The sequence below is a fragment of the Collinsella sp. Sow4_D11 genome (genome assembly GCF_052116465.1).
Lineage (GTDB): Bacteria > Actinomycetota > Coriobacteriia > Coriobacteriales > Coriobacteriaceae > Collinsella.
In genome coordinates this window covers 23,522-41,254 of the sequence record NZ_JBQKLA010000016.1, presented here as the reverse complement: position 1 = coordinate 41,254, position 17,733 = coordinate 23,522, and the positions used below count along the sequence as shown (strand labels likewise).

Sequence of the window (17,733 nt, the reverse complement as noted above, 5' to 3'; positions counted from 1 at the left end):
CCGGCACGCTCGCCAGCAGCTCCTCGGCAGACGCGGGGGCTTCGGTCGCAAGCTTCCGACGACGATCACGCTTGGCTCGCGCCCCCGTCGTCTTTTTCTTCGCCTTAGCCCTAGCCTTGCCCACAAGCGCCTCCCAGCACCACAAATCACAACTGAGCAGGTATTTTAAATCAAAAAGAGCTGGCCGGGCAAAGCCCGACCAGCTCACATGCTTTCCCTCAGCCAATGGTCCCGAGAGGCCATCCGAAGGCCCGACCGCCGAGAGGGGTTTCTTCTGAGCGATCCCGCAGCGCGAAGCGCGAGGACCAGCGAAGAAGAAACCCCGCAGGCGGTCGGGCCGGTGGGAAGGATGGCCTTTCGACCTACTCCTTCTCGACCGCGCGCATGATCGCCTTGTAGATCTCCATCAGCGGAATGATCAGGAAGGCAAGGCCCAGCGCGGCGATAACGCCCTTGAGCTCAAGCGTCACGGGGCCAAAGAACATCTCGGCAAGCGTCGGCTGCACGGTTACGATCACCGTCAGCACCAGCGCCAGCGCGGCAGAGGCCCACAGCCACTTGTTCTGCTTCTTCATCTTAAACAGCGACGTGCGACGGCTGCGCATGTTAAAGCAGTGGAAGATCTCGACCATGTTGAGCGTGATGAAGGCCATCATCACGCCTTCCTCGTCGGCGACGCCGGCGATCATATCGGAGATGTGGATGTAGCCCATGTCAAAGTACACGCCCACAAAGAAGCTCGCCAGCACCAGCGCGGCAATGATCAAGCCCTGGACCACGCAGTCCAGGCCCATATTGCCGGCAAAGACACCGTCCTTGGCGTTGCGCGGCTTGCGCCTCATGATGTCGCCCTCGGCATCCTCCATGCCCAGCGCGAGCGCGGGGAAGCAGTCGGTGACCAGGTTCACCCACAGCAGCTGCACCGGCTGGAAGATGGTAAAGCCGATGAGCGTGGCGATAAACACCGAGAACACCTCGGCAAGGTTGGCCGAAAGCAGGAACTGGATGACCTTGCGGATGTTGTCGTAGATGCGGCGACCCTCTTCGCAGGCACCGATGATGGTGGCGAAGTTGTCGTCGGCAAGCACCATGTCGGCGACGTTCTTGGTAACGTCGGTACCGGTGATGCCCATGCCAACGCCGATGTCGGCACGCTTGATGGACGGGGCGTCGTTGACGCCGTCGCCCGTCATGGCCACGATCTGGTCGCGCGACTTCCAAGCCTCGACGATACGGGTCTTGTGCTCGGGCTGGACGCGGGCGTACACGCCGTAGTCCTCGATGTGCGCGTCGAGCTCCTCGTCGCTCATGCGATCGAGGTCGGCACCGGTGATGGCATGGCTGCGATCGGTGACGATACCCAGCTGCTTGGCAATGGCCACGGCGGTGTCGATGTGGTCGCCCGTGATCATGACGGTGCGGATACCGGCATCGTGGGCCTCGCGGATGGCGTCGGCGACCTCGGGGCGGACCGGGTCAATCATGCCGGACAGGCCGCAGAAGACCAGGTCGTGCTCGAGCGCGGCGGGGCTGCAGTCGCTTGGGACCTCGGTGTAGGTGCGGCTTGCCAGCGCCAGCACGCGCAGGGCCTCGTCGGCCATGGCCTTGTTGGCGGCCACGAGCTCGGCACGACGCTCCTCGGTCAGGGGGACGACCTTATCGCCCTCGTAGATGTGGGTGCACAGGCCGATCACCACGTCGGGCGCGCCCTTGGTGTATTGCTCGTACTCGCCGTCCAGGGTCTCAACGACCACGGACATCATCTTGCGGCCCGAGTCAAACGGGGCCTCGCCCACGCGCGGGTGCTCGGCAGTCAGACCAGTGAGGCCCGCCTTTCCGGCATCGTTGACGAGCGCGCACTCGGTCGGCTCGCCCACGGCCTCACCCAGTTCCTCGTCCCACTGGGCATCGGAGCACAGCGCCATGCCTGCCAGGAACTTCTCCTTAGGCGCAGCGAGCTCGTGCTTGACGACTGTCATCTTGTTTTGGGTAAGGGTACCGGTCTTGTCGGAGCAGATGGTCTGCGTGCAGCCGAGAGTCTCGACGGCAGAGAGCTTGCGGATAATTGCCTGGCGCTTGGCCATCTTGGTCACGCCAAGCGACAGCACGATGGTCACGACGGCGACCAGGCCCTCGGGGATGGCAGCGACGGCGAGCGAGACGGCGACCATAAAGGTGTCGAGCAGGGCAGTCGGGTCGGTAAGGACGTTGCCCACGCCGTGGCGGACGATGTCGACGCCAAAGATCACGACGCAGATGACGATCACCATAATGGTGAGGATACGGCTGAGCTCGGCGAGCTTCACCTGCAGCGGTGTGAGCTCTTCCTTGGCCTCGGCCAGGGCACCGGCGATCTTGCCCATCTCGGTATCCATGCCGGTGCCGACCACGACGGCGCGGCCACGGCCGTACACAACGGTGGAGCCCATGTAGCACATGTTCTTGCGGTCGCCGAGCGGCACGTCATCGGTGCCCGCGGCAAGCTCGATCACGTTGGCGTGCTTCTCGACCGGCACGGACTCGCCGGTGAGCGCGGCCTCTTCGATCTTCATCGTGGCGCTCTCGAGCACGCGGCAGTCGGCCGGGACGGAGTCGCCCGCCTCGAGCATGATCACGTCGCCGGGTACGAGCTCGGCGCTCGGCAGGTGCACGAGTTTGCCGTCGCGTAGAACCTTGGACTGCGCCGCGCTCATCTCCTGAAGGGCCTCGAGGGCCTCCTCGCTCTTGGCTTCCTGGACCACGCCCAGCACCGAGTTGACGATAACGACGAACATGATGATGGCGACATCGGCAAAGTCCGCCTCGCCCTTAACCATGCCCGTGAGCGCGCTGATAACGGCGGCAACGATCAACATGATGACCATGGGGTCGGCCATCTGCTCAAAGAAACGCTTCCACAGCGGCGTCTTCTCGGCTTCCTCAAGCTTGTTAGGGCCTGTCTTGGCGAGGCGCGACGACGCCTCGTCGTTGCTCAGGCCGAGGTTCTCATCGACACCTTGGTCGCTGAGCACCTCCGCCGCGGCGGACAGGTATTCCTTTTGCATATAGAGTCCCCTCCTGGGATTCGGGCCACTCAGCAGATTGATGCCCGATCATAATTCCCAGGAGAAGGGCAAGGGCTCATCAAGGCTGCCGTGCTGAGCGGCAGTTGATAGTGGAGCTATGGTACCCCAAAGCGACGCGTCTAGCCAAAACAATCCATTTGGAAATATGGTCCGTATGCAACGATGCGGACCGTGTGATGCTCAATACTGATAAAACGTTTTTTCTTAGGCGCGTCGCCAAACTAAAATATCGCCCAGATAGCAGCGGTTAGAGCGGTTGGTAAAGTTTTTTCATATACCGTTTTTCCCGTAAAAAATGAACTTCTAATTCGGCATACGGTCGATTTTTTGGGGTATTCGGCCGGTATTTCGTTATAATCAACTCAGTTTTATTTCTTATGGTTTATCTATCAGCGCAAGACGATGTCAGATGGAGGTCTGAATGTACAAGCGCACTAAGATTGTATGCACCATGGGTCCCGCCTGCGATAGCGACGAGACCATCCGCGAGATGATCAAGGCGGGCATGAACGTCGCCCGTTTTAACTTCTCGCACGGCTCCTACGACGAGCACCACGGTCGCATCGAGCGCGTCCGTCGTATTTCCAAGGAGCTCGGTATGCCCGTCGGCATCCTGCTCGACACCAAGGGCCCCGAGGTCCGCACCGGTCTTCTGGTCGACGGCAAGAAGGTTGCCGTCAAGACCGGCGACAAGATCGTCGTCACCGCTCAGCCCACGTCCGAGGATTTCCACGGCACCGCTGAGCACATCTCCCTCGACTACCTGGCTCTGCCCTCCGAGGTCGAGAAGGGCTCCCTCATCCTGATCGATGACGGCCTGGTTGCTCTCGAGGTCGAGTCCGTCGACGGCCAGGACATGACCTGCGTCGTCAAGAACGACGGCCTGATCGGCGAGCGCAAGGGCGTCAACATGCCCAACGTCAACATCTCGCTGCCCGCCATCACCGAGCGCGATCGTCAGGACATCCTCTTTGGCCTGACCGAGAACATCGACTACATCGCCGCTTCCTTCATCCGTGACGGCGAGTCTGTCCGCGGCATCCGCGAGCTTTGCCGCGAGAACGGCGGCGAGCACGTGACGATCTTCCCGAAGATCGAGTGCGCCCTGGGCGTCGAGAACTTCGATGAGATCCTCGAGGCTTCCGACGGCATCATGGTCGCCCGTGGCGACCTGGGCATCGAGATCAAGCCCGAGCTCGTTCCGCACATCCAGAAGGAGATCATCGCCAAGTGCAACGCGGCCTACAAGCCCGTTATCACCGCTACGCAGATGCTCGACTCCATGCAGCAGAACCCGCGCCCGACGCGCGCCGAGGTTGCCGACGTTGCTAACGCCATTTACGACGGTACCGACGCCGTCATGCTGTCCGGCGAGTCCGCTGCCGGTAAGTACCCGGTCGAGGCCGTCAAGATGCAGGCCAGCATCGCTCTCGAGACCGAGAAGTACCTCCCGGCTCACGCTCCGCTCGAGGTTCCGGCCGATGCTCACGGCACCCGCGTCGTCAACAACGTTGTGGGTATGTCCGCTGTGAACATGGCCACCACCGTTGGCGCCAAGTGCATCACCGTGCCGACGACCACCGGCCGTACCGCTCGCCTGATCTCGCACTTCCGTCCCAACATGCCGATCTGCGCGTTCTCCCGCCACGAGTGGGCCGTCCAGCAGATGATCATGTACTGGGGCGTTATCCCGCACAAGGCCGAGATTACCCAGGGCACCGTCAACGGCACGATCGTCAAGGCGATCGAGACCGCTAAGGAGCTCGGCTACGTCGAGACCGGCGATTTGACCGTCGCTACCGCCGGCGATCCCCGCATGAGCGTCCAGCTTGAGGACAAGGTCTCCTCGACCAACGTCGCCTACGTCGCTCAGGTGCGCTAAATCGCACTTGCAAGCACATTTGCATTAAAAAGGGCCCGGAAGGCTTCGCCTTCCGGGCCCTTTTTCTGTGCGCCGATGCCTACCGCACGGCATGACACGCACCCATTTCTTTACCAAAAGCGCGAGATCCGCCCTCCGAGGCCCAAAAAATAAAGCCCAAGCGCTAAAAGTGTTCGCCCGGTGGCAAACCCACACCTCACACAGGGCTGATAAATCGTTTTAGCAAGGTCTAAATCGACCACGTTTTCGGAAGTGCGGGGAAAAATTGCCTACCCCCGAGCACAAGCCCTTTTATTTCAACAAAACCCCTGATAAAGTTGGCTTAAATACCGCTTGTGGTTGACCTGTTTGTCTTTTTCCCCGCACTTCCGAAACCGATAGCTTTTCTAGCCCAAACTACGCTCAAACGATCGGATCGCTATGTCATTTCTTGCCTGCGGACCCACGGCTTTTCAGTACTATCGCATACCGCCCCAGATACTGGGACTCTATCCGGCAATCCTGCCGCCCGACCATGACCATCGCTTGGTGCATTACTCAAAACAACCAGTATTTAAAGACTTGCTCGGCACACCAGTCTGGAGATTCGTGGGCGAAAGAAAACAGCGCGCGAACGGAAAGCTATTTCATAGCCGTCTGCTAACCCAAGAGCCGCCTCCTGGGTCGTTTAGGCAGACTGAGCATGGATTTGATGTCACGTCGCCCGAGTTTACGCTGCTCAACCTTGCTACGCAGGTCTCACGCAACCAGTTACTCATGGCTTGCTACGAGATGTGCGGCTCCTTTGCAGTGTTCACGCCTTGTAAACGGGCGCAGCAGCAGCTCGATGAAGCAATTTCGCTTAAGCTCATTCCGCCCGACTGTGGTTGGAAACGTGTTGTCGACACCAAGGGCAATGACACCAACTTGTGGAAGCGCACGCCGCTTCTTTCCGCAGCGGATATCGCCGCGTTCGCCAAGCAGGCCGCAGGCCTGCGCGGCGTTAAACAACTGCGCTGGGCGGCCGAGCACATGACGGGACAGACCGCCTCGCCCTTCGAAGTACAGACCTCCATGCTTGTCTCGCTCCCCCGCAACGAGGGCGGCATGGGCATCAATATCGCAAACAACGTGCGCATCCCACTCAGCGACGCCGCGCGCTCACTGTATGACAAAACCTGCTGCTACGCCGATATCCTCATAGAGAGCAGCACCGACAGCATGGGCGTCATTCTGGAATGCCAAGGCCGCTCCGCCCATGACAGCGAAGCCGCGAGCCTCTCCGATGCCGAGCGCACCACCGCCCTTACAAGCATGGGCTATGACGCTATCCAGATAACCTATGATCAAATCAAGGACACGAAGAGCTTTAACAGCATCGCCGAGCTAATTCATAAAAAGGCGGGGCTCCCTTACGTTCCAAAATCTAAGCTGGAACTCACTGCCGCAGAAACCCTTCGGCGGGAGCTATTGGTCGATTGGGATGAACTGTTCACCGCGAAGTCAGCCGGCTAGCAGCTAGCGATCAGAGGAACTGCGGGGACGTCAGAAGCGGCAACGCGGGCGGCAAAACCCGCCTCGGTTAGCTCAACGACCTCGGTAAACGTTGCGTCAAAGAACTCTTCGGTCAGCAGACGGTACGGCGGATGATCCGGATCGCCGGGGTTTTCGCGCACAATCTCGTGCATAACGCCAATGGTCTTGAGCACATACTCTTGTGGAATCGAATACTGACCAAACTGGGCCGCCGCGGTATAGAGGCGATCGGTCGCACGCGGGATAGAAACGATGCCGAGCGTCTTGCCAAACCAGTCAAAGTCTCCCTGCTTCTTAATGCGGAACTCCTCGCACGGCTTGCCGCCGCGCGCCTCGAGATATTGGTTCACGCGCGTGTTCCACACGGTATCGGCCACCAGATGCGACCAAACGCCCAGCGTCAAATCGAGCAGCGACTGCGCTACGTCATCGGGCGCAAGCGAAAACTCGGCGGCGCCGGGGCCGTCAACCGGCTCGGCGTCTTTGTAGCGCTGCGGATAGTGCACCCGATTGAGCCTTTCACGCTCTTCGACAATCGAGGTCGCTGCAGCCGGCGCACCCGCCGGCGCACCTTTAAGCAAAGGCGCCACATAGGTGTCCCAAAACTCATGCTCGCGTGGCTTAGGAATGGGCTCGGGCTTGGCAAAGTGCGTGATGCGATACGGGATGGGGTCGGCAATACCGGGAACCATGTACCCCACAAAAATGTCCGGAACCACGCTGCCAAACAAAAAGGCATTGCGGTCGCGCACGTTATCGGCAAGCGCGCCGGCACGCGCCAGAAGTCGTTCCGTCTGAGCGATATGAATATTCCAGCTTGGCATAGCTACCCCCGTAAAAACCCGGATAACTATACCATTCGCAGCAAGTCACGTGCGCGGCCGCAACCCCACTATGCGGCAACTATTCTGCTGCACCGTTTTCGGTTCCATATGACGGCACGGGAGCCTCGACCACGTGGTGATATCGATCGATATAAATCGCACGGGCCCCAAGACGTCGTACTAAATCCTGATGATGCGTGCTCATCAAGACCGTCTTACCGGCAGCAACATAGGCCAGTAGAAAGTTGACCACGATGTCGCAAGAGTCCTCGTCAAGTCCGTTGGTAGGCTCGTCGAGCACCAGAATATCGGGGTTCATCGACACGACGGCAGCCAGCGCCACACGCTTCTTTTGCCCGCCCGAAAGCTGATAGGGCGAGGCATCGACCAGATCGGCAACCTGAAACAGCTCCATGGCATCACGGACGCGGCGCCCAAGCTCGTCCGCCGAAAGCCCCATTTGAGCCGGGCCAAACGCGACCTCCTCGCCGACCGTGGCGCAAAAGAGCTGTGCATCGGCGTTTTGGAACACGAAGCCCACGTGCTGATGGAACCGCTGGGCCGTCGCGGAATCCTTGAGATATGCCGCATCGACCACATGTCCATCAAACAGGTACGTACCCGCATCCGCAAGCTCAAGCCCGTTGATAAGCCGCATGATCGTCGTCTTGCCGCAGCCGTTGGGTCCAAGCAGCGCAACCAGCTCACCGCGATTAACCTGCAGCGACACGCTATCGACCACCGTATGGCCCGCATAGGAAAACACCACGTTGCGAAACTCGATGAGCGGCGTGGCCTTGGCGCCGGCAGCACCGCTCGCACCCATCGCACCATTTGTATCGTTTGCCAAAACGTCGCCCTTCCCTATTCACATCGACGGCTTGACCGCCCGCGCTACAGCACCGCGCACAACACGGCGAGCAGCACCACAACGGCCGCATAGACCGCGTCGTGCCAGCCAAATCCGTTCCGTGCAGGCGCCGGATATGCGCCGGCAAAACCGCGGCAAAGCATAGCCTCGTCCATCGCGCGGCTGCATTCCATCGCCTTGATAAAGGTCATGCCCATGATACCCGCGATCGAATCGGTACGCGAAAATCCTGCAGGCGCGCGGCCCACACTGCGAAGCATGACCGATTCGCACAGGTCGTGCGCCGTGCGTCCCAGCACCTCGATGTGTTTGAGCGCCATATCAAACGTAAAGATAACCTCGTCGGGCAGGTGCAGCATCTTAAGCGCCGCCGACATGCGACTCCAGGTAAGCGTCCACGAAACGCCCAACACCAATGACACATTAACAAAGGTCTTGAGCGCAATCTTGAGCATGGCGCCCGTGGCAGAAGCACCCAGCAGCAGGGCCGGCAGCGCCAAAACCACGGCAAACCCCGCTGCAGCCAACGCCGGCACAAAGGTCGCGCGCAGCCCGCGTACGGGGCGCACCGCAACGAGCACCAACGCGATCGCTGTCATCAGCATCAAGTACAGCGGGCTCTGCGTCAGGCATACGCACAGGACGCAGACGAACATCCCCACCAAACGCACTGGCGCCGAAACGGAAGAAAGGGCGCGGTCGATAATCGACCCGCCCTTATGTGCGCCGCCGCCTAGACGAACCCGCTCAAGCAGGCTCGCCAGGTGCAGGACATTCTTTTGCATCACACGATGCCGAGCCCCCGCGGGCTCATAACGCTGCTCGGCCGCAAGCCAGCTAGGCAGCTCGACCGTCGCCATGGGCTCCGCTTTCCTTGACCGTTAGCGAGACTAGGCGAAAGGCGATGGTGAGCACCGCCACGCCAATCACGCCCGAAAGAATATACATCGCGGCCTGGCCGGCAAAGCCAAGGACCTGCTCCTCGGAATAGGCCTGCAGATAATCGCCCGTGGGCAGGGCATCGGCAAAGGTCGGGGTATCGAGACCGACCGAAGTCTGCAGACTGTCGTCACCAGCCTCCTGAACGGCGGTCGCGGCGCCATCGGCGTCCCACTCGCCCCAGGCGTCACCCGTGGCAAGCAAGCCGAGCGGCGTGGCCACGACAAGCACGGCGACCAGGATGAGCGTGGGGACCAGCGAGGTCTTCTTGGCAGCAGCGCCCTCGGCAGCAAGCTGGCCATCGGCGGCCTCGGGCCCGACGATAACGCTCGGCGCCGTCTTCTTAATGAAACCGTAGATGGCGGCCGTCGCCACGCCCTCGACCACGCCGGCTACCAACATGTGCGGAATCATCATGGCCGGAATGGCAATAGAGAGCGGGAAGGGGCAGTACAGCGGAGCGCCCGAAGCGTTGGTAAAGAACATCGGCTGAATACCAAACTCGATCGCCGTGCACAGGGCCGCCAGGCACAGGCCGACCCAACCGCTTACGACGGCCGAAACCGAGGTGCCCCAGCTCTTGTCGTGCAAACGGCTGTTGAGCGCACGGAACACGATAGCGGCGGCAAACGGCAGCACGAAGGCCATGTTAAAGCAGTTGGCGCCAAAGGACAGGATGCCGCCGTCGCCAAACAGCAGCGCCTGCAGCGCCAGCGCGACCGAAACCGCGATGGCCGCGGCCTCCGGGCCCAGCAGCAGCGCGATGAGCGCACCGCCGACGGCGTGACCCGTGGTACCGCCGGGCAGCGGCACATTGAACATCATGAGCAAGAAGGAGAACGCGGCGCAGATACCCAGAAACGCCATATGCTCGCGGTCGAGCGTGGCGCGCACCTTTTTGATGCAGTGAACCCACACAGGGACCATCACCACTGCCATGACGGCATCGGTCTGCGGGGACAGATAATTATCTGGAATGTGCATGTACGCCTCCCGGTTATCGGCGCACAGAATTACAACGCCGCTTAAATCACCTTGCCAGTGTTACGTATTGTCAGATTCGTAACACGCCGCTGTCTATCATAGCAAAACGGCGCACTGCCGACAAAGCAGCACGCCGTTATGCAATGCGCGTGTCATATATGCAGGCTCAGCAGTGCCTTATACCGAGGATAGCAGTCACGTAAGGCTCGGCAGCAGCCACCGCTGACCCATACCCCAGTGCAGGACCTAGCCGCGGACCTCGCCGTTTACGCCCTTGCACACCTTGGTGACGATCTTCTGGTGCGCTTTTTCGACCTCTTCGCTGGTAAGCGTGTGGTCGTCGGAGCGATACGTAAGCGCAAAGGCCATGGACTTCTTGCCCACGCCCACGCGGACCGGATCGCGGTAGACGTCGAACAGACGCACACCCTCGAGCAGCTTGCCGCCGGCGCTGGTAATGCGGCGCTCAAGGTCCTCGCAAGTCACGGAGTTGTCGACCACGATAGCAAGATCGTGCTCAACAGCCGGGTACTGCGAGAACTCGCGGTAGTTCTCCTGGTTGCGGGCGCCCTTGATCAGCTTGTCCAGGTCGAGCTCAAAGGCAACGACAACCTCGTCGATGCCCATGGCCTCGCGCGCCTCGGGGTGGATCTCGCCGACCCAGCCCAGCACGGTGCCGCCAGACAGAACCTCGGCGGCACGGCCCGGCTGCAAGAAGGCATAGCCCTCGCCCTCGACGGGACGGAAGCGAACCTTCTCGATGCGCAGCTGGGCGAGCAGCTCCTCGACAATGCCCTTGCCAAAGAAGAAACGCAGCTTGCGGTACTTCATGTTCCAGGACTGCTCGCTCCACTGGCCCGAGAGCACGCCCGCCACGGACTTGGTCTCCTTGGGCAGGCTGGCGTTCTCGCGGCCGTGGAACAGGCTGCCGACCTCGTACAGGTGCACGTTGGGCGTGCCATGGGCCTCGTTATAGGCCACAGACTGCAGCAGGCCCGGCAGCAGCGAGCGGCGCATCTCGGTCTGCTCGGCCACCAGCGGGTTCATAAGTACCACGGGGCAGCCGCGGCCCTCGGTGGACATGCCGATCTTCTCCAGGTCGCCCGGCGCGGCAAAGCCAAAGGTCGTGGTCTCGTTGAGGCCGCAGGCGCGCAGGATCTCGCCGACCTTGCGGGTAAGCTTCTGCTCGCGGGTCAGGCCACCGATGTGGTTCTTGGCAGCCGGGATGGTCGCCGTCACGCGGCCCATGCCCCACAGGCGCAGGACCTCCTCGATCAGGTCGATTTCGCGCGGCAGGTCGGGGCGGAAACTCGGCGGGGTAACCATAAAGTCCTCGCCGTCGCGCTCGACGGTGCAGCCCAGGCGGGTGAGCGAGCGCTCGATAAAATCGGGCTCGATATCGGCGCCGCAGATGGCGTGCACGCGGGCCAGGCGCAGCTTGATGCTGTCGATGGTCTTGGGCGCGGGGAACACATCCACGTAGCCGGGAGCGACCTCGCCGCCGGCGATCTCCTCGATGAGCGCGCAGGCAACATTGGCCACATCCACGCAGCCGGTCTCATCGACCTGGCGCTCAAAGCGGATGGAGGCGTCGGAGATCAGCGACAGGTCGCGGCTGGTGTGCGAGGTGCGACCGGCGTCGAAGCAGGCGCTCTCGACCATCACGTCGACGGTGTCGTCCTCGATCTCGGAATCCATGCCGCCCATAACGCCGGCCAGCGCCACGGGGCGCTCGCCGTCGGTGATAAGGCCCATGCCGGCATCGAGCGTGCGCTCCTCGCCGTCGAGCGTCGTGAACTTCTCATCCTGCTGGGCGGCGCGAACCACCACGCGACGCCTGCCATCGCGCTCGGCAAAGGTGTCCAGGTCAAAAGCGTGCAGCGGCTGACCGGTGAGCATCATCACATAGTTGGTGATGTCGACGATGTTGTTGTGCGGACGCACGCCCAGGGCGTTAAGGCGCTTGACCATCCAGTCGGGCGAGGGGCCGACCTTCACGTTGCGCACGATGCGGGCGACATAGCGGTCGCACAGGCCCTCGTCGGCGATCTCGACCGAAAGCTCGTCGTCGGTCGCGCGGCCGGTCTCCGCCTTGATGGCGGGCAGCTCAACGTGGAAATCGCGATCGAAAATGGCACCGGTCTCACGGGCCATGCCGATCATAGACAGGCAGTCGGGGCGGTTGGGCGTGATCTCGCAGTCGAGCACGGTATCACTCGAGCCCACATACTCGGCAAACGGCATGCCGCAGGGCGTATTCTCGGGCAGGATCATGATGCCGGAGTGGTCGCCACCCAGGCCGAGCTCGCGCGCGGAGCAGTTCATGCCCATGGACACGACGCCGCGAAGCTTGCTCTTCTTGATCTTGACGTCACCGGGAAGCACGGCGCCGATCATTGCCGTGACGATGTGGTCGCCGGCCTCAAAGTTCTGCGCGCCGCAGACGATCTGCAGCGGGGCGGGATTGCCGTCGGCGTCGAGGTTCTTGTCACCCACGTCGACCGAGCACACATACATATGGTCGCTATCGGGGTGCGGGGTCTTGGTAAGCACCTTGGCGGTCACCACGTGGTCGAAGGACTCGCCCACGGTGTCGATCGCCTCGACCTCGGTGCCGGTACGGATATATTCGTCCGAAAGGGTCTTGGGATCCTCCGGAATATCGATCATGGTCTTGAGCCAGTCGTAAGAAACACGCATCTAACTGGTCTCCTTTCATCTGTAACGTCTGCAATAAACAGACGGAAAACTCCAGCTACGGAGACGGGTTTCCGAGGTGCCGCAGATTGCCCCGAAAGAGGAGCGCCGCGTACTTGGGTACGCAAGCGACGGTTTGAGGGGCAAGGTGCGGTGGCTCGGGAAGCCGCCGGGACAGGTCAACTTAAAACTGATTCAGGAAACGCATATCGCCTGTCATGAGCGTTCTGAGGTCGGGCAGGTCGTAGCGCAGGGCCGCGACGCGCTCGGCGCCAATGCCAAAGGCGAAGCCGGTGTACTTCTCGGGGTCGATGCCGCAGTTGATCAGGACGTTGGGGTCGACCATGCCGCAGCCCAAGATCTCGATCCAGCCGCTGTGCTTGCAGAAGTTGCAGCCCTTGCCGCCGCAGACGTGGCAGCTCACGTCCACCTCGCAGGAAGGCTCGGTGAAGGGGAAGAAATGCGGGCGGTAACGCGTCTTGCGGTCCTCGCCAAACATGCACTTAACAAAGTAGTCGAGCGTGCCCTTAAGATCGCCAAAGGTGATGCCCTCGTCGACGACCAGGCCCTCGATCTGGTTGAACTGCGGCAGGTGACAGGCGTCGGCCGTGTCGGGACGGTAGACGGTGCCCGGGCAGATCATGTAGATGGGCGGCTTCTGCGACTCCATGGTGTGAATCTGCACGCCCGAGGTCTGGGTGCGCAGCAGCACGTCGGACTCGCCGTGGGCATGCGCCTCGGGGTGCGCGACGCTGCCGGGGTTGTTGTCGACCACATAGAAGGTGTCGCGGGCCGAGCGGCTCGGGTGATCCATGGGGGCGTTGAGCGCGGTGAAGTTGTAGTAGGAGGTGTCGACCATGGGACCGGACTCGACGGTGTAGCCGATACCGCTAAAGATATCCTCGGCCTCCTCGATAATCTGCTTGATCAGGTGCTGATGGCCGATCTGCGGACGGATGCCCGGCAGCGTGATGTCGACGGCCTCGTGCTCCAGTGCGTGCTTGAGGGCGGCGGCCTTCATCTCGGTGGTGCGCTCGTCGAGCATGCCCTCAATCAGCTGGCGCATCTCGTTGGCGCGCTTGCCCATCACGGGGCGATCCTCGGGGGCGAGCTTGCCCATCATGCGCATCAGGCCGGTAATACGACCCTTGCGGCCGAGCAGCTCAACGCGCGCAGCCTCGAGCTTGGCGGCGTCGTCGGCGCCTGCGACGAGCTCCTTGGCCTCTTCCTCGAGTTTGACCAGATCATCAATCAGACTCATGTCTTCCCTTTCGTCTCTCGCGTTCCCCGCTCGCCAGGACGACTGCCGCCGTCTGGCGTTGCGAAAACGCGGCCCGGTTCGGTAACAAAAAACCGTCCTCGGGCATGTGCATTGCCCAAGGACGGTTGAATTCCGCGGTACCACCTTGTTTGACCCGGCGGATGTCTGGCCCGCCGTGCCCACTCTATGCCCCTTATCGCGAGGCTCACGGCTTCCCTACTGGGGCTTCGCCGCCGCTGGCCGCGCGCCCGTTGAGGTTGCTGCTCGGGAGTGAACGCTTGGCCCTTGCCACCGCAGGAAGGCTTGCAGCCCATGGCCTTCCCTCTCTTGCCGGCGACGCGGCGGGCAAAACCCTCTCCGTCAACGCATTGGGCTATAGGATAACACATTCTGCGAGCATATCGCCGCGTTCCGTTTTGTTCGCACTGGGTACAAGGCAGATAGCTGTGCAAACTGGCCGCACGCCCACCCGTGGCGTCCGGTCTGCGAGATCAAGGATATAGGTATGGGAAAGAAACTCGATAAGAAGGCCAAGGCCGCCGTGGCCAAGGCCTCTAAGAACGCCAAGGCGGGCAAGGGCATCAAGAAGCTCCGCAAGCTCGAAGGCAAACTATGGACCCGCGAGTACCTGCTCAAGATTGCCGAGTTCGATGGCGCGACGATTGCCCCCGCCAACGGCGCTGCGGCCCGCGCCGATGCTATGGGCACCCTTGCCGGCGAACATCACAAGCTCCTGACCAGCAAAAAGTCCGTCGAGCTTGTAGGCTCGCTGGCACACGAGACCGTCGCCGGCGGCAAGATCGACGACCCACAGCTGCTCGACGAGATCCGTGTGCTCGGCCGCGACCAGCGCGAGGCAAGCGTTATCCCTACTGAGGAGGCCGAGGCCTGGACCAGGCTCACCTGCGAGGCCGACGCCGTGTGGCACAAGGCCAAGACGGCCAACGACTGGGCGAGCTTTGAGCCCTACGTGGATAGAATCGTCGCCCAGCTCAAGCATCAGGCCGAGCTCATGGACCCCAAGCGCGACCCATACGATGTTTGGCTCGACCAGTACGAACGCGGCCTTTCCGCCAAGAGCTTCGATGCGTTTTGTGACGAGGTCAAGGCCACCGTCGTGCCGCTCGTTCACGCCATCGGCGAGCGCGGACAGCAGCCTACTGCCGACTTTTTGCACGCGCATGTGCCCGAGGCCGCCCAGCGCGCCATGAGCTTCGACCTGATGAAGCTCGTCGGCCTTAACCTGGACGACACCACGCTCGCCTTTACCGAGCACCCGTTTAGCGAGGGCTTCTCGGTGGGCGATGCGCGCATCGCCACGCACATCTACGAGGACGACTGCATCTCCAACGTCTATAGCATCATCCACGAGGCGGGGCACGCCATGTACGAGCTGGGCGTGAACCCCGCTTACGCGCGCACGTGTCTGGAGGGCGGCACCTCCATGGGCATTCACGAGAGCCAGAGCCGCTTTTTCGAGAACACCGTAGGCCGCAGTCGCGCTTTTATGGGCCCGCTGCTCGAAGTGCTGCGCCGTCACGCGCCCGAGGTCTACGGCAACGTGGACGAGGACACGCTCTACCGCGCCGTGAACATCGCTCAGCCGTCGCTGATCCGTACCGAGGCAGACGAGCTCACCTACCCGCTGCATATTATGGTGCGCTACGAGATTGAGCGCATGCTGTTTGCCGGCGAGGCCACGGCAAAGGACATCCCCGCGCTTTGGAATCGCTTTATGGACGAGTACCTGGGTATTCCTGTTCCCGACGACACGCGCGGCTGCCTGCAGGATACGCACTGGAGCGGCGGCTCGTTTGGCTACTTCCCCACGTATGCGCTGGGCAGCGCCTACGATGCCATGTTTGTGCCGGCCATGTGCCGCGACGGTGTCGACCTTAACGGCGCCTGTGCGAGCGGCGACCTGACACCCGTCCGTGCTTGGCTGGGCGAGCACATTTGGCAGTGGGGCCGCGCCAAGGACGCGCCGGAGCTCATCAAGGGCGCGTGCGGTATGGCATTCGATGCCCGCTACTACTGCAGCTACCTGCAGGACAAGTTCACCACGCTGTACCAGCTGTAAGGATTGACCAGCACGCCATCGCCAACGCCAACCATGTTGACGTCGATGTCTTGGCAACGTCAGCGAAAACGGCCCCAAGCGAGCAAGGTGACGTGAAATGAAAGGGCGCTGACCTTCTGGTCGCGCCCTTGAAATTGAACGCCAGATTGCCGCTTGGGCCGTTTGTAGCGTCGAGCGGTTACGCGGTTTGGTAAAACCGCGTAACTACAGAGCCTCCAGCGCGGCGGCGATGCGCTTCATGGCGGCGTCGGCGGCGTCTTGGTCGGGGGCCTCGGCCAAAACGCGAATCACCGACTCGGTTCCGCTCTTGCGCACGAGCACGCGGCCCTCGCCCGCCAGCGACGCCTCGGCCTCGGCAATGGCGGCCTGCACGCCCATGTTGCCCAGCGCAGCATCCTTGTCCGCCACGCGTACGGCAACCTGCGCCTGCGGCAGCAGCTTACACGGCACCGCGAGCTGCGAAAGCGTCTCGCGTTCGGCACGAATCACTTCCATCACACGCAGCGAGGTCATTATGCCGTCGCCCGTACGCTCGATATCGCCAAAGATCGTATGGCCCGTCTGCTCGCCACCCAGGCTGTAGCCGCCCTCGCGCATCTTGGCATACACGTGGCGGTCGCCCACGCCGCTGGTCACGGCACTCAGGCCGGCAAGCTCCAGCGACTTAATCAGGCCAAAGTTGCTGGCGATCGTCGGCACCACGGTACCGCCCGAGAGGCGCCCGTGCTTGTTAAGATACACGCCGCACACGTACAGAATCTGGTCGCCGTCGACCACGCGGCCGCGCTCGTCCACGGCCAGGCAGCGATCGGCATCGCCGTCGTAGGCAAAGCCCACGTCCAAGCCTTGCTCCACCACATGGCGCTGCAGGCGCTCCATATGCGTAGAGCCACAGTCCACATTGATGTTAAAGCCATCGGGCGCGGCGTTAATCACGCGCACGTCGGCGCCCAGCGCGTCGAACACCGGCTTGGCCACCGAGGACGCCGAGCCGTTGGCGCAGTCGATGCCGATCTTGACGCCCTGCAGCGAAAAGTTCGCGCTTGCAATGAGCGAGGCGATGTAGCGGTTGCGACCCTGCATGTAGTCAACCGTGGCGCCAATGTGGTTGCCCGTGGCCAGCGGCACCTCGCTCTTGCCATCGATGTAGTCCTCGATGAGCTCCAGCACGTCCTCGTCCATCTTAAAGCCGTCGCTGTTGACCAGCTTAATGCCGTTATCGCAAAACGGGTTGTGGCTCGCACTGATCATGATGCCGCAATCGAAGCAGCCCTCCACGGTCTGATGCGCCACGCCCGGCGTTGGAATCACGTGCAGCATATATGCGTCCGCACCGCTCGCAACCAGACCGCTCACCAGCGCCGCCTCGAACATATAGCTCGAGCGACGCGTGTCCTTGCCCACGATCACGCGTGCTTTGCGCTCGCGGTTGGCGCCGTAATACCAACCCACAAAACGGCCGATCTTGTACGCATGCTCTACGGTCAGCCCAACGTTGGCCTCGCCGCGAAATCCGTCGGTGCCAAAGTACTTCATAAGAGGTCCTCTCTATAGACAAAGGCGCGCCGCCAAAGCAACGCGCCGCCAGCCTATTATCCTTTATAGCAACCGCAGA

At 61.8% G+C, this 17,733-nt stretch carries 11 protein-coding genes; 3 read left to right on the top strand and 8 right to left on the bottom strand.

All coding sequences use genetic code 11. The features are described 5' to 3' along the window. Positions 1-362: 362 nt before the first annotated feature. The gene (locus tag ACTQ40_RS07635; RefSeq protein ID WP_441064138.1) at positions 363-3,044 is read right to left on the bottom strand and encodes a cation-translocating P-type ATPase; all 2,682 of its coding nucleotides are present in this window, start codon (positions 3,042-3,044) and stop codon (positions 363-365) included. A gap of 442 nt (positions 3,045-3,486) precedes the next feature. Between ACTQ40_RS07635 and pyk the strand changes: the two genes are divergently transcribed. Beyond that, complete coding sequence (pyk, locus tag ACTQ40_RS07630) at positions 3,487-4,947, top strand: pyruvate kinase (RefSeq protein ID WP_154517625.1); 1,461 nt, start codon at positions 3,487-3,489, stop codon at positions 4,945-4,947. Between the two features lie 420 nt (positions 4,948-5,367). After that, positions 5,368-6,441 carry a hypothetical protein gene (locus ACTQ40_RS07625; protein ID WP_441563721.1) on the top strand — a complete coding sequence of 358 codons (1,074 nt, stop codon included), beginning with the start codon at positions 5,368-5,370 and terminating at the stop codon, positions 6,439-6,441. On the opposite strand, the gene ACTQ40_RS07620 is transcribed toward ACTQ40_RS07625, so the two are convergent. From ACTQ40_RS07620 to pheS, 6 genes are all read right to left on the bottom strand, one after another. Then, on the bottom strand, positions 6,438-7,286 hold the full coding sequence (locus ACTQ40_RS07620; protein ID WP_427795218.1) for a hypothetical protein: 849 nt from the start codon (positions 7,284-7,286) through the stop codon (positions 6,438-6,440). The two genes, ACTQ40_RS07625 and ACTQ40_RS07620, sit on opposite strands and share 4 nt — an antisense overlap. Positions 7,287-7,365: 79 nt before the next feature. After that, entirely contained in the window at positions 7,366-8,136 is a 771-nt protein-coding gene (locus tag ACTQ40_RS07615; protein WP_441048992.1) for an energy-coupling factor ABC transporter ATP-binding protein, read from the bottom strand. Positions 8,137-8,180: 44 nt separating this feature from the next. Next, a complete protein-coding gene (locus ACTQ40_RS07610; protein ID WP_441563720.1) occupies positions 8,181-9,017 on the bottom strand; it encodes an energy-coupling factor transporter transmembrane component T family protein in 837 nt (278 codons plus the stop codon). Beyond that, entirely contained in the window at positions 8,995-10,080 is a 1,086-nt protein-coding gene (cbiM, locus tag ACTQ40_RS07605; protein WP_441563719.1) for a cobalt transporter CbiM, read from the bottom strand. Before cbiM ends, ACTQ40_RS07610 begins: the two co-directional genes overlap by 23 nt. Positions 10,081-10,326: 246 nt before the next feature. After that, entirely contained in the window at positions 10,327-12,780 is a 2,454-nt protein-coding gene (gene pheT, locus ACTQ40_RS07600; RefSeq protein WP_441563717.1) for a phenylalanine--tRNA ligase subunit beta, read from the bottom strand. A gap of 181 nt (positions 12,781-12,961) precedes the next feature. Continuing rightward, positions 12,962-14,038 (bottom strand): phenylalanine--tRNA ligase subunit alpha, encoded by a 1,077-nt coding sequence (gene pheS, locus ACTQ40_RS07595; protein ID WP_154517607.1) that lies wholly within the window; start codon positions 14,036-14,038, stop codon positions 12,962-12,964. A gap of 505 nt (positions 14,039-14,543) precedes the next feature. Between pheS and ACTQ40_RS07590 the strand changes: the two genes are divergently transcribed. Next, positions 14,544-16,118 (top strand): carboxypeptidase M32, encoded by a 1,575-nt coding sequence (locus tag ACTQ40_RS07590; protein ID WP_441563715.1) that lies wholly within the window; start codon positions 14,544-14,546, stop codon positions 16,116-16,118. A 204-nt stretch (positions 16,119-16,322) separates the two neighbouring features. Here ACTQ40_RS07590 and glmM read toward each other — a convergent pair whose 3' ends face one another. Beyond that, entirely contained in the window at positions 16,323-17,654 is a 1,332-nt protein-coding gene (gene glmM / locus ACTQ40_RS07585) for a phosphoglucosamine mutase (protein ID WP_441563714.1), read from the bottom strand. Between the last annotated feature and the right edge of the window lie 79 nt (positions 17,655-17,733).